This is a genomic window from Mycobacteriales bacterium (genome assembly GCA_035995165.1).
Lineage (GTDB): Bacteria > Actinomycetota > Actinomycetes > Mycobacteriales > CADCTP01 > CADCTP01.
In genome coordinates this window covers 1-12,909 of record DASYKU010000047.1, presented here as the reverse complement: position 1 = coordinate 12,909, position 12,909 = coordinate 1, and the positions used below count along the sequence as shown (strand labels likewise).

The 12,909-nt window shown below is 74.6% G+C and carries 10 protein-coding genes; 2 read left to right on the top strand and 8 right to left on the bottom strand.

The window, feature by feature from the left end:
• Nucleotides 1-1,227 (top strand): chaperonin GroEL (gene groL, locus VGP36_07520; protein HEV7654572.1); only part of this gene is annotated, 1,227 nt, incomplete at its 5' end.
• A 346-nt stretch (nucleotides 1,228-1,573) separates the two neighbouring features.
• On the opposite strand, the gene galT is transcribed toward groL, so the two are convergent.
• The 4 genes from galT to VGP36_07500 are packed head-to-tail and all read right to left on the bottom strand — an operon-like array spanning nucleotide 1,574 to nucleotide 5,982.
• The gene (gene galT, locus VGP36_07515) at nucleotides 1,574-2,671 is read right to left on the bottom strand and encodes a galactose-1-phosphate uridylyltransferase (protein ID HEV7654571.1); all 1,098 of its coding nucleotides are present in this window, start codon (nucleotides 2,669-2,671) and stop codon (nucleotides 1,574-1,576) included.
• A 33-nt stretch (nucleotides 2,672-2,704) separates the two neighbouring features.
• Nucleotides 2,705-3,841, bottom strand: a complete 1,137-nt coding sequence (locus VGP36_07510; GenBank protein HEV7654570.1) for a hypothetical protein — start codon at nucleotides 3,839-3,841, stop codon at nucleotides 2,705-2,707.
• Nucleotides 3,823-4,296 carry a GNAT family N-acetyltransferase gene (locus VGP36_07505; protein ID HEV7654569.1) on the bottom strand — a complete coding sequence of 158 codons (474 nt, stop codon included), beginning with the start codon at nucleotides 4,294-4,296 and terminating at the stop codon, nucleotides 3,823-3,825. The genes VGP36_07510 and VGP36_07505 overlap by 19 nt, the downstream gene beginning before the upstream one ends.
• Nucleotides 4,297-4,335: 39 nt before the next feature.
• On the bottom strand, nucleotides 4,336-5,982 hold the full coding sequence (locus VGP36_07500) for a DNA repair helicase XPB (GenBank protein ID HEV7654568.1): 1,647 nt from the start codon (nucleotides 5,980-5,982) through the stop codon (nucleotides 4,336-4,338).
• A gap of 239 nt (nucleotides 5,983-6,221) precedes the next feature.
• On the opposite strand from VGP36_07500, the gene VGP36_07495 reads away from it, so the two are divergent.
• Nucleotides 6,222-7,847: a bifunctional diguanylate cyclase/phosphodiesterase gene (locus VGP36_07495; GenBank protein HEV7654567.1), complete on the top strand. Its 1,626-nt coding sequence runs from the start codon at nucleotides 6,222-6,224 to the stop codon at nucleotides 7,845-7,847.
• Here VGP36_07495 and VGP36_07490 read toward each other — a convergent pair.
• Genes VGP36_07490 through VGP36_07475 form a run of 4 tightly spaced genes read right to left on the bottom strand, consistent with a single transcriptional unit; the run spans nucleotide 7,844 to nucleotide 12,263 of the window.
• Nucleotides 7,844-8,197 carry a GntR family transcriptional regulator gene (locus tag VGP36_07490; GenBank protein HEV7654566.1) on the bottom strand — a complete coding sequence of 118 codons (354 nt, stop codon included), beginning with the start codon at nucleotides 8,195-8,197 and terminating at the stop codon, nucleotides 7,844-7,846. The two genes, VGP36_07495 and VGP36_07490, sit on opposite strands and share 4 nt — an antisense overlap.
• On the bottom strand, nucleotides 8,194-9,000 hold the full coding sequence (locus VGP36_07485) for a hypothetical protein (protein ID HEV7654565.1): 807 nt from the start codon (nucleotides 8,998-9,000) through the stop codon (nucleotides 8,194-8,196). The genes VGP36_07490 and VGP36_07485 overlap by 4 nt, the downstream gene beginning before the upstream one ends.
• A 21-nt stretch (nucleotides 9,001-9,021) precedes the next feature.
• Nucleotides 9,022-9,825: a methyltransferase domain-containing protein gene (locus tag VGP36_07480; GenBank protein HEV7654564.1), complete on the bottom strand. Its 804-nt coding sequence runs from the start codon at nucleotides 9,823-9,825 to the stop codon at nucleotides 9,022-9,024.
• Nucleotides 9,825-12,263 carry a helicase-associated domain-containing protein gene (locus VGP36_07475; GenBank protein ID HEV7654563.1) on the bottom strand — a complete coding sequence of 813 codons (2,439 nt, stop codon included), beginning with the start codon at nucleotides 12,261-12,263 and terminating at the stop codon, nucleotides 9,825-9,827. Before VGP36_07475 ends, VGP36_07480 begins: the two co-directional genes overlap by 1 nt.
• Nucleotides 12,264-12,909 lie beyond the last annotated feature (646 nt).

Here is a 12,909-nt window from a genome sequence, read left to right as displayed (position 1 = left end):
GCCACGGACGTCGAGACCAAGGAGCAGATCGCCGCGACCGCGTCGATCAGCGCCGCCGACGCCACCGTCGGGGAGATCATCTCCGAGGCGATGGACAAGGTCGGCAAGGAAGGCGTCATCACCGTCGAGGAGAGCAACACCTTCGGCCTCGAGCTCGAGCTCACCGAGGGCATGCGCTTCGACAAGGGCCACATCTCGGCCTACTTCGTGACCGACAACGAGCGCATGGAGACCGTGCTCGACGACCCGTACATCCTGGTCGTCAACTCGAAGATCTCCGCGGTCAAGGACCTTCTCCCGATCCTGGAGAAGGTCATGCAGTCGGGCAAGCCGCTCGTCCTGATCGCCGAGGACGTCGAGGGTGAGGCCCTCGCGACCCTGGTGGTCAACAAGATCCGTGGCACCTTCCGCTCGGTCGCCGTCAAGGCCCCGGGCTTCGGTGACCGCCGTAAGGCGATGCTCGCGGACATCGCGATCCTCACCGGTGGCGAGGTGATCTCCGAGGAGGTCGGCCTCAAGCTGGAGAACGCGACGCTCGACCTGCTCGGCCGCGCCCGCAAGGTCGTGACCACCAAGGACGAGACGACGATCGTCGAGGGTGCGGGTGACACCGACCAGATCGCCGGCCGGGTCAACCAGATCCGCTCGGAGATCGAGAAGAGCGACTCCGACTACGACCGCGAGAAGCTGCAGGAGCGGCTGGCCAAGCTGGCCGGCGGCGTTGCGGTCATCAAGGTCGGCGCGGCCACCGAGGTCGAGCTGAAGGAGCGCAAGCACCGCATCGAGGACGCCGTTCGCAACGCGAAGGCGGCCGTCGAGGAGGGCATCGTCGCCGGTGGCGGCGTCGCGCTCGCCCAGGCCGCCAAGTCGGCCTTCGAGAAGATCGACCTCGAGGGTGACGAGGCGACCGGCGCGAACATCGTTCGCGTCGCGCTGGAGGCCCCGCTCAAGCAGATCGCGATCAACGCCGGTCTCGAGGGTGGAGTCGTCGCGGAGAAGGTGCGCGGCCTGCCGATCGGTCACGGCCTCAACGCCGCGACCGGTGAGTACGTCAACATGCTCGAGGCGGGGATCCCGGACCCGACCAAGGTCGTCCGGGCCGCGCTGCAGAACGCCGCGTCGATCGCCGCGCTGTTCCTCACCACCGAGGCGGTCGTGGTCGACAAGCCGGAGAAGGTTCAGGCGGCGTCGGGCAACATGCCGGGCGCCGGGGACATGGACTTCTGAGTCCCCACTGAATTCGGCAGTACCCCAGCAGGGGCGGTCCTCCGGGGCCGCCCCTGCTGTGCTGTCCTGTCAGGGTCGGTCCGGATGTTGACCCTTCTTCTACTTGAAGACGCACGTCTTGTGACCGTGCGAGCACGCTGTGCCATTGGAGTGGTTCCGCCGTCGCGGTTCGCGACCGCATTCACCGGACTGACCCAGAAAGGGTGGCTGGATCTCCGCCGCTCCGGCCGTGACGGCAGCGTCGAGGCCGACGCCCGGCGCCGGCCGCTGGAGGCGCACCTGGCCGAAGAGCTGGGCGAGATGAGCCGGGACTTCTTCGACGACCGGCTCGGGGGTCAGCGTCTAGCTACTTCTCGCCGCGGAGCTGGGCCGCCGCGCGTTCGGGGCTGATGTCGTTGATCCAGACGGCCGCCCCGGACTCGCTGCCGGCCAGGTACTTCAGCTTCCCGGCGGCGCGCCGGATCGAGAACACCTGCGCGTGCAGATGCATCAGGTCCCGGTCCGGTCCCCGGGCCGGGGCCTGCATCCAGGCGGCGATGTACGGCGCGGGTGTCGGGAACAGCGTGTCGAACCGCTTGAGCAGGTCGAGGTAGACCGAGGCCAGCCGGTCCCGCTCGTCCTCGGTCAGCGCCGGCAGGTCGGGCAGGTGCCGGCGCGGGTAGACGTGCGCCTCGTACGGCCAGCGGGCCGCGTGCGGGACGACGACGGTGAACAGGTCGTCCTCGGCCACGATCCGGGTGCCGGCCTTACGCTCGGCCGCCAGCATCACGCAGTGCAGGCAGTCGCCGGTGCGCTCCCGGTACCGGCGGGCCGACTCGATCTCCTGCCGCAGCGGCGGCGGCCGGAACGGGTACGCGTAGATCTGGCCGTGCGGGTGGGAGAGGGTCACCCCGATCTCCTCGCCCCGGTTCTCGAACACGAAGACCTGCTCGACCTCGGGCATCGCGTTCAGCTCGCGGGTGCGGTCGATCCAGGCGTCCAGCACGGTCCGGACCCGCTCCGGCGGCAGCGTGGCGAAGGCGGCCGAGTGGTCGCTGGTGAAGCAGACCACCTCGCACCGGCCGACCCCGGCCCGGCGGACGAACAGCGGGTCGTCGTCGGGCAGGTCGTCCGGGTCCGGGCCGAGCACGGCGGTGGTGGCCAGCGAGGGGAACCGGTTCTCGAAGACCACGACCTCGTAGTCGGACGCCGGGATCTCCGTGTGCCGGCCGTCCCGGGACGGGTCCAGCGGGCACTCGTCGGCCGGCGGCAGGAACGTCCGGCCCTGCCGGTGCGAGGCGATGACCACCCACTCGTCCCGCAGCGGGTCCCAGCGGATCTCCGAGGCGGTCGTGGTCACCGGCAGGTCGCGCTCGTCGGTCGCGTCCCGCACCACGCCCGGCTCGGCGTCGAAGTAGTACAGCACCCGTCCGTCGGCCAGCCGCGTCTCGCTCCGGTACGCCACCCCGCGCCCTCCCACTCCACCGTTTCCCGGAACCTACCCGGGCGGGCGGTGATCCAGCCGAACGCCGGGCGAGGGCTGGCGGAACGCGGGGGCGGGGAGGAGGGGGTGGTCTCCGTGGGTGCGGCGGAGCGCGGCGGCGGTCTCGGCGGCGAGGTCGGCCAGCGGACCGGTGCCGGTGGCGGCGAGGTCCAGGCGGTGTTGCAGCATCGCCCGGCGCAGCGGCTGGCGCCCGTCGGACGTGTCGCCGCCGGCCCGGATCCGCGGCAGATACCAGGCCGTGGTCACGAACGCCCAGGCCGCCGTCGCCCGCTCCAGGTCGGCCGCGAACGTCGCCGGCAGCGGTCCGACCGCGGCCGTCCACCGCGCCAGCGCCCGGTCGGCGACCTCGGCCGGCATCGTCCAGGCGCACCAGCAGGACGGCCACGGCACCCGCAGGTACGCCGCCTCCCAGGCCAGGTGGTGGAATTCCGCCGCCTCGAAGTCGATCAGCGTGTAGCCGTTCGCCGTACGGATGTTGTTGTCCGGGCAGGTGTCGCCGGGGGAGAGCGCCGCCGCGGCCGGGTCGGACAGCGCGTCGGCGATCGCCCGCAGCTCGCCGAGGGCGGCCGCGCTCGGGGTGACGCCGACCTCGGGCAGCTGCCGGGCCAGCCGGTCGGCCGTCTCGGCCAGCGTGCCCGGCGCGGTGTCCACCGGCGGCGGCCCGAGCGGGGACGCGGCGGCCAGCTCGGCGGCGAAGCGGTCCCGCAGGCCTCGCGTCGCCGCCTGCAGCGTGCCCAGCGTGGCGGCCCAGTCCGCCACCGCGTCGGCGGCGGCGGCCGGATCCGCCCCGAGCAGGGCGTCGGCCACGCTGGGCCCGCCACCGAGGTCCTCCAGCACCACCAGCGGCGGGTGGTCGGCGGTCGCCAGCAGCCGCGGTACGCCGGGGACGCCGGCCAGCGTGCGCAGCGCGGCCAGCTCCCGGACCGGTCCCTCGCCGGTCTCCAGCGGGGCCTTGATCACCACCGGCCGGTCGCCGGCCCAGGCCCGCAGCACGAGGCTGCGGCTGCTGCCGCCGAGGTCGGCCGCTCCGGTCAGCTCGGGCACGCCCAGCGCGGCCGCCGCCGCGGCCACGACGGCCACGGTCAGGTCGGGTACGTCGAGCGCGGCCGCGGTCAGGTCGTCGTCAGCCACAGCTGCTCGCCCTCGGAGTCCAGCTGCCCGGTCGCCGCCAGCCCGGTCCGGGCCGCGACCATCTCCGAGGCGTGGTGTCCGGGGACGATGTAGGCCTCGACCCGGCGGACGCCACGCGAGCGCAGCACGTCGATCAGGTCCCGGGCCGCCTTGGTCGCGTACCCCCGGCCCTGCCAGGGCCGGCCGATCATCCAGGCGATCACCGCCCGGTCACCCTCGTGCACGGTGGCCTGGACGTACCCGACCGCGCAGTCGCCGGCGTCCCGGACGATCCAGTTCAGCCACTCCTCGTGGCCGTCCACGGAGCGGCCGACGACCTGGCGGCGGTACCGGTCGGCCAGCTCCTCGGCCGTCGGCGGGGCGCCGCCGATGAACCCGTACAGGCCCGGGTCGGCCAGGACGACCGCCATCTCCTCGGCGTACGCCACCCGCAGCGGGTCGAGCCGGATGTCCACCGGCCCACCCCACCACGCCCGGGGCCGGGATGCGATCGACTAACCGGCCGCCAGCAGGTCGTCCGCGTCGACGATCGTGTACGCGTACCCCTGCTCGGCCAGGAAGCGCTGGCGGTGCGCCGCGTACTCCTGGTCGAGGGTGTCGCGGGCGATCACCGTGTAGAAGTGCGCGGTGCCCCTGTCGGCCTTGGGCCGCAGCACCCGGCCGAGCCGCTGGGCCTCCTCCTGCCGGGACCCGAACGTGCCCGAGACCTGGATCGCGACCGAGGCCTCGGGCAGGTCGATGGAGAAGTTGGCGACCTTCGAGACCACCAGGGTGCGGATCTCGCCCGTACGGAAGGCCTCGTACAGCCGCTCCCGCTCCTTGGTCGTGGTCGAGCCCTGGATGATCGGCGCGTCCAGCTCCTCGCCGAGCGTGTCGAGCTGGTCGAGGTAGGCACCGATGACCAGCACCCGGTCGCCCGCGTGCCGCTCGATCAGCGCCTTGACCACCGGCAGCTTGGTCCGGGCGGTCGCGCCGACCTTGTAGCGGTCCTCCGGCTCGGCGACCGCGTACCCCATCCGCTCGGCGTCGGTGAGCGTGACCCGGACCTCGGTGCAGTCGGCCGGGGCGATGTAGCCCTGGGCCTCGATGTCCTTCCAGGGCGCGTCGTAGCGCTTCGGGCCGATGAGGGAGAACACGTCGCCCTCCCGGCCGTCCTCGCGGACCAGCGTCGCGGTCAGGCCGAGCCGGCGGCGGGACTGCAGGTCCGCGGTGAGCCGGAAGATCGGGGCGGGCAGCAGGTGCACCTCGTCGTACACGATCAGGCCCCAGTCGCGGCTGTCGAACAGCTCCAGGTGCCGGTACTCGCCCTTCCGGCGGGTCGTCATCACCTGGTACGTGGCGATCGTCACCGGGCGGATCTCCTTGCGCTCGCCGCTGTACTCGCCGATCTCCTCCTCGGTCAGCGACGTGCGGGCCAGCAGCTCGCGCTTCCACTGCCGGCCGGCGACCGTGTTGGTGACCAGGATCAGCGTGGTCGCGCCGGCCTGGGCCATCGCGGCCGCGCCGACCAGCGTCTTGCCGGCCCCGCAGGGCAGCACGACGACCCCGGAGCCGCCGGCCCAGAAGTTGTCCACCGCCTCCTGCTGGTAGCCGCGCAGCTCCCAGTCGCTCTGGTCCAGCGCGATCGCGTGGGCCTCGCCGTCGACGTACCCGGCCAGGTCCTCAGCCGGCCAGCCGACCTTGAGCAGCGCCTGCTTCAGCCGGCCGCGCTCGCTCGGGTGCACGACCACGGTGTCGTCGTCGACCCGGGCGCCGAGCATCGGGGCGATCTTCTTCTGCCGGACGACCTCCTCCAGCACCGCGCGGTCCAGGCTGACCAGGGCCAGGCCGTGGGTGGGGTGCTTGACCAGCTGGAGCCGGCCGTACCGGTCCATGGTGTCGGCGACGTCGACGAGCAGCGCGTGCGGCACCGCGTAGCGGGAGAAGCGGACGAGGGCGTCCACGACCTGCTCGGCGTCGTGGCCGGCGGCGCGGGCGTTCCAGAGCCCGAGCGGCGTCAGCCGGTACGTGTGCACGTGCTCGGGCGAGCGCTCCAGCTCCGCGAACGGCGCGATCGCGGCCCGGGCCTCGGCCGACTGCGGGTGGTCGACCTCGAGCAGCAGCGTCTTGTCGGACTGGACGATGAGCGGACCGTCGGTCACGGGACTCCAAGCGGGGCGGGGCAGAACAACGACCCAGTGTGCAACGCCGTACGCCCCCGCGCGAATCCCGCTCAGCCGCCCCAGAGCGGCGATCGGCAGAGCGGACAGCCGGTCGGAGTCAGGTCGCGACCCACGAGATGGACCGGCCAGGTTTGATCCAGGTGAATTTTGACCGGATGAGTTGCCCCATGCAGCAAGTGCGCGGATGCTGCCTCAGGGCAACGACAGGGGGGCCGCGCGTGCAGGAACGGATGCTGGAGGTGGCGTTGCGCGCCGCCGTGCTCCACGACGCCGCCGGCCGGACCCTTCGCAGTCTCGGTGACCTCGTCGGTTCCCTGACCCCGGCCGACCAGTCCGAGCCCACCGGCGAACCGCCGGCCCTGGCCGCCGACCTGGCCCTGGCCGACGCGGTGAGCTCGCTGCTGTCCGGGCCGCACGCGGCCGCGAGCGCGCTGTCGGTGGTCATGCCCGAGGGCGACCGGGCGACGTACTCGGCCCGGGACGTCTTCGCGACCCTGGCCGCCGCGCTGGCCCACTCCACCCTCCACGACCCGCTGACCGGCCTGCCGACCCGGCGCTGGGTGCTGGACGAGGTCGACAGGCGGCTGGCCGGCGCCACGCCGGCGGCCCCGGTCGGCGTGCTGCAGGTCGAGCTGGGCCAGCTCAAGGACATCAACGACAGCCTCGGGTACGAGCTCGGCGACGCGCTGATCAAGGAGGCCGCCCGCCGGCTGGTCCTCGCGATCGGCCCGAACGACGCGGTCGGCCGGCTGGTCGGCGACGAGTTCGCGATCCTGCTCGGGGACCTGTCCGCGGACGACCCGATCGGCGGCGCGGCCGAGTGCGCCCGCCGCGTGCTGGACCTGCTGGCCGAGGGCGTCCGGCTGGGCGACCACGAGCTGCAGATGCAGGCCAGCGTCGGCGTCTGCGTGGTCGACGGCGGCGCGATCAGCGCCGAGCACGTGCTGCGCCGCGCGGACAGCGCGATGACGAGGGCGAAGGTGTCCGGCCGCGGCCGGGCCGAGCTCTACGACCCGAACGCCGACCGCCCCGTCGACCGCCTCTCGCTCACCTTGCGGCTGCGCGAGGCGCTGGCCGCGGACGCGTTCTCGCTGCACTTCCAGCCGATCCACCGGCTCCGCGACGGCGCCCTGGTCGGCGCCGAGGCGCTGGTGCGGTGGCAGGACGAGACCGGCCGCTGGGTGCCGCCGGACGAGTTCATCCCGTACGCGGAGACGGTCGGGCTGATCGTGCCGATCGGGGCGATGGTGCTGGATGCGGCCGCCCGGCAGGCCGGGCGGTGGCAGGCCCGCGGGCTGGCGCTGCCGGTCAGCGTGAACCTCTCCCCGCACCAGATCGTCGGCTCCGACCTGGTCGGCGAGGTCCGGGCCGCGCTCGGCCGGCACAACGTGGCGCCGTCGATGCTGCGGCTGGAGCTGACCGAGACCGCCGCGGTCACCGACTTCCCGACCACCCGGCAGCGGCTGGCCGAGTTGCGCGACCTCGGGGTCGGGCTGTCGCTGGACGACTTCGGCACCGGCTACTCCTCGCTGAAGTTGCTGCGGGAGCTGGCCGTGGACGACGTGAAGGTGGACCGGTCGTTCGTCGGCGGGCTGGACGTGAACGGGGCCGACGCGGCGATGGTCCGGCTGGTGGTCGAGACCTCGCACGCGCTCGGGCTCACCGTCACGGCCGAGGGCGTCGAGCGTCCGGACCAGCTGGCCGCGCTGGCCGAGCTCGGCTGCGACTCGGTGCAGGGGTTCCTGCTCGGCCGGCCGGTGCGGGTCGCGGACTTCGACGTGGTCGGCGACGCCGCCCGCGCCCTCTGCGAACCCGCCACCGCCCGCGCCGCCGCCAACGCCTAGGCCGGCCCCGCCTCCAGTACGGCCCGGACGATCTCCAGCGCGCGCTCCCTGGGCAGGCCCAGCCCCCGTACCGTCGCCACGTAGTCGGCGGCGGCGTCCACCGCGCTCGACTCGTCGGCGCCGGTGACGACGGTGCCGTTGCGGCCGCGGGTGGCGACGAGACCGGCCGCCTCCAGTTCCCGGTACGCCCGGGCGACCGTGTTCACCGCCAGCCCGAGGTCGCCGGCCAGCCGCCGGACCGGCGGCAGCCTCGTCCCGGGCGCGAGCTCGCCGGACTGCACCTGCCGTGCCAGCTGCCCCCGCACCTGCTCGTACGGCGGGATCGGCGACCGCGGGTCGTAACTGATCACGCGGCCACCAGCCGGCGCCAGTGCTTCGGGCCGGCCGTGAGCTCGTGCGTGATCCCGGCCAGCGCGATGCCCGCCAGCAGGACCACTGGCAGGGCGCCGCCGAGATACCGCAGCGCGCCGCCGACCTCCCCCTCCTTCAGCCCCAGCACCATGGTCGTGGTCAGCGACACCACCGCGGTGATGTGCAGGGCGTCGCGGACGGCCTGGGCCCGCAGGGCGTCGTCGACCGCGAGCTCGGTGCTCGACCCGGCGGCCTGCGGCCGGCCGACCACGAACCGGGCCAGCCCCAGCGACACCCCGAGGCCCAGCAGCGACAGCGCCGCGAGGGTGACGGCGCCCGCCGTGGACGGATCGGCCACCGGCACCGGCGGCGTCCGGGGCGCGACCGCCCACACCAGGAGGAGCACCGGCGCGCAGGCCGCCCCGAGTGCCGAGGCCACGAGCAACCACGCCGGGACGTACGCACTGAGCCGGAGGTCGGTCACGTGCGCGACCCGGGGCGTGTCGGCCGGCAGCCGTGGCGCCGCGACCTGGTCGACCGCCGCGCCGAGCGCGAGCCCGGCGTAGAGCGGCACGAACCAGGCCTGCAGGAACGGTGTGAACAGGAGACCGACCAGCACACCGGTCTGCACGAACCGCTGCCGTCGGGCGATCCGCCGGACCAGCGTGTCGTCGACCGCGTCCGGTGGGAGACCGAAGCGGCGGGCGACGGCGGTCGCGTGCCGGCGCTCCTGGCGGGCATCGCCGAGCGCCCCCAGTCGCCAGCTGTAGATCAGCAGGACAACCCCACTCGCGAGCAGCATTGTCTTAATGTAGCAATACAATCAAACGTGCGTCCAGACCGTTGCCGCGCACCGGAAGTAGGTGAGGGCGGAGAAGAAGTGGCCGTCCTGGTCGAGGCCGGCGGACCAGGCGTCCGCCTCGGCCGGGGTGAGGAAGCCGGCCTCGGCGGCGGCCGCCGCCATCCGCTGCGCGTTGCCGTGCAGGTGCGTACCCGGCGACGTGTCCACATGCGTGAGCGCCTGGACGGAGATGTCGCGCAGCCCGGCGGCGCGGAACAGCGTGGGCAGCCGGCGACCGGTCCAGCCGTCGCCGTACCGGTTCTCGACGTTGAAGCGCAGCAGCCGGCGGGTCGTCTCCCGGTCCGGGTGGTCGATCACCCAGCCCTCCATGTCCTGGTCGACCGAGAGCACCCGGCCGCCGGGCCGGACCACCCGCGCCATCTCCACCAGCATCGCGACCTGCTCCGCGGCCGGCACGTGCAGCAGGACCGTGGATGCCAGCGCGGCCGCGGCGACCCCGTCGCGGACCGGCAGGGCCGTACCGGAGGCCAGACCGAGCGCCGCCCGCGAGCCGAGCCGCTGCGCCGCGACCCGGGCCAGCGTCCGCTGCGGCTCCAGGCCGAGAACGAGCCCGGTCGGGCCGACCGCGTCGGCCAGGTCGCCGAGCATCGGCCCGGTCCCGCAGCCGACCTCGACCACGACGTCCCCCGGTGCCAGCTGCGCGGCGGCGACCGCGTCGGCCCGCAGCGCCGCCTGGATCGCCGTGGCGGCCCGCTTGTCCAACCCGGTGGCCCAGCCCAGCGCGGTCTGCTCGTCCCAGCTCGCGAACTGCTGGAAGGGGTCCATCAGTCCTCCGGGAGGGTGCCGTCCGGGAGGATCGAGACCCCGGTGATGCGGTGCAGGGCAAAGGTCCGCATCTCGTCCCGCTGGTGGTCGTAACCGTGCAGGTAGCCGCCGTTGACGGAGGCCGGCTCGACGATCCGCTGCGAGGCCGAGCCCTGCGCGTTGACGTACCCGAGCAGGACGGCCTGGTTGGCTGCGGCCGCGTCCCGCAGCAGGCCGAGCGTCGTCGCGGTCGTCACCCCGGGTACGTCGATCGCGGCCGAGACCGCCTGCGCGGCCGAGCGCAGCGCCCGGTCCCCGGCCCGGACGGCCCGGACCAGCTCGGTCAGCTGCTCCTGCCCGACCGCGGGTGGTTCGACCGCCCGCGGCGGCGCCGGCCGGCCCAGCGTCCGCCGCGCGTCCGGCCGGGTCAGCACGACCACGCCGTCGGAGGACTCGGCCACCGGCGCGTACCCGGCGTCGCGCAGCACGCCGAGCAGCCGCTCGACCCCGGCCTTGCCGACCACCACGGTCGGCGCGATCCGGCGCAGCCGCAGCGACTCGACCTTCCGGTCGGCCACCACCGCGGTCAGCAGCGCCTCGTCGTCGCAGCGCAGGTACGACGCGGCCGCCCCCGCCCGCAGCGCCCCGTGCCGCCGGGCCACGTCGTCGACCAGGTACGTCAGCGCCTGCGGCACCGGCGTCCGGGACTTCGACCGGAACAGCTCGTGCAGGTCGGCGGCGGACCGGCCCGCGTCCAGCGCCCGCCGTACGGTCCCCTCGGCGACCCGGTAGACGGTGGCCGCGCCGGCCGACTCCACGTCCGCGACCAGCGCCATCTCCCGGGCCAGCTCGACCTCCAGCGGGCCCGGCGCGACCACGGTCAGGTCGGCCTGGATCAGCACATGGTCCACCGGCGCCGGCAGCCGGTCGGCCAGCACGGTCGCGACCGCGGGCTCGGAGCCGCCGTCCACCAGCACCCGCCCGTACGAGGTGAGCGCGCCCCGGCCGGTCAGCCCGAGCAGCTCGGCCTCCCGCACGAAGCCCTCGATCAGGTCGGCCCGCTGGCCGCCGCGGCGGGGCGAGCGCCAGGCCAGCTGGTCGGCGATGCCGGCCGGGTCCAGCGCGCAGCCGCGGCCGAGGCCGGCCAGCACGGCCAGCACGCGGCGGCGGGTGCCGGGCGCGCTGGTCCGCTCGATCTCCATCGACAGCGGCGCCAGCGCGCGGCCGCGGTCGTCGCGCTGCCCGACCAGCCCGGGCAGCCGGGTCATCGCCAGCCAGGCGTTGGCCAGCCGGGTCCAGCGCAGCGCCGGGTCCAGCTCCAGCCAGGCGTCGTACCGCTCGGTCGGCAGCCAGATCGGCTCGGGGCCGCCGCCGACGTCCAGCAGCCCGGCGGCCCGGGCGATCTCCAGCAGTGCGGCCGCGGTCGGCTCGTCGGAGTCGGTCGCCTTGGCGCTGCGGCGCAGCTCCCGGACGCCGAGGCCGCCGGAACGCAGCTCACCCGGCGGGTCCAGCGCGTACGCCTCCAGCAGGGTCTCGACCAGCCGCAGCACGGTGAGCACCTGGCCGGCACCGGCGTCGTCCACGGTGCCCACGCCGAGGTCGCGGGGCTCGGTGGCCGGCGGCCGCAGCCGGGCCTCGCCCAGCGGCGCGTCCGCGCGGACCAGCAGGCCGACCTCGCGCGGCAGCTCGACGGTGTCGGTGTCGATCGCGACCAGCAGCCCGTGCGCGAGCAGCCAGCGCACCGGGGTGTCCGCGTCGGCCGCGGCGACCGGCCGGGTCGCGTCCCGGACCGTGCCCAATGGGGCCCCCTCGGCCAGCTGGGCCAGCACCTCGCGCTCGCGCTCGCCCGTGGTCGCGACCAGGTTCCGCAGCCGGACCGGGTCGGCCAGCGCCTCGGCCAGCAGCGCGCCGGCGGCGGGCTGGCGGGCGTCGGGCAGGCCGAGCGCGGCCAGCACCGGGGCGAGCTGGGTCCCGGTCGCGATCGTGAGCAGCGTCCCGTACGGCCGGCCGAGCCCGCCGGTGTGCACGCCGACCACCTCGCGCACGGTCCCGGGCACGTGCAGCGCCTCGTCGTCGCCCCAGACCAGGGCCAGCCCGCGCAGCCGGTCGACCGCGGCCCGGACGTCCTTGTCCGGCGCGGTCGGCAGCAGCCCGCGTACGCCGGTGTACGACCCCGAGCCGCCGGAGAGCAGGGTCGCCGCGTACCCGACCGCGCCGTTGCGCGGGGCCGGCGCCTCGGTCGCGAGCAGGACCGCGTCCAGGACCTGCAGCGTCCAGGCGTCGAGGTCCTCCAGCGCCCGCAGCACCGAGAACCGGACGCCGGCCCGGTTGGCCAGCGCGCCGAGGTCACCGGCGGCGGGTACGGCCAGGTCGGGCCGATCGCGGAGCAGGGCGGCGAGCGCCTCGTCCGGCTGCGCGCGCAGCCAATCGGCGAGACTGCGCGGCCTGCTCTCGGTCATCCGCTCCAGAGTAGTGGTGCGCAGGCTGGCACGGACGGGGGAGACGAACCGCCGGGTACGGCCCCCGGCCACCAACCAACCTGCGGCGGTGGTCCTCGCCCCGACCCGGCGCCCGGCGGGGCTCGCCCCGACCGCCAGCTTGACGCAGCTGCGCCGGTAAGTCAGGCAGCGGCGGCCGGTTCGAGCCGTGTCGGTTGCCGTGGGTGGCGATGGTGGGGTCCCCAGCTCTGGCCGGCGGTGATGACGGCGTGCAGGTGCCGCACGATCGCGGCGGCGATGGCGGTCTGGGGCTTGGGTGGGCAGTTTGTTGTGTTCGCGGGTGGTGCGTAGCGGGCGGCATAGACGGGGCTGCGCGTCGGGCTCCCAGACCGCCCGCCGGCGACTGCTGATCGGATGACGCGCGCAGAGTCGTACGCGTTCAGCGAGCACGTCACCTGAGGGCTGCGAGCAGCCCGCCGGGAGGGCGTTGGGGAACGCCCTCCCGGCGGGCTGGGCTGGTGCGGGGGTTGGGGTCAGGGGGCGAGGGTGATGATGCGGGGTTGGCCCGCTGCCACTGCACGGCCCACCGGTACCTGGCATCCACATCCGCTGATGTCGCGGGTCGCGCGGTCGCCGAGTGATCGGGATCGGCACGTCCACGCAGTTC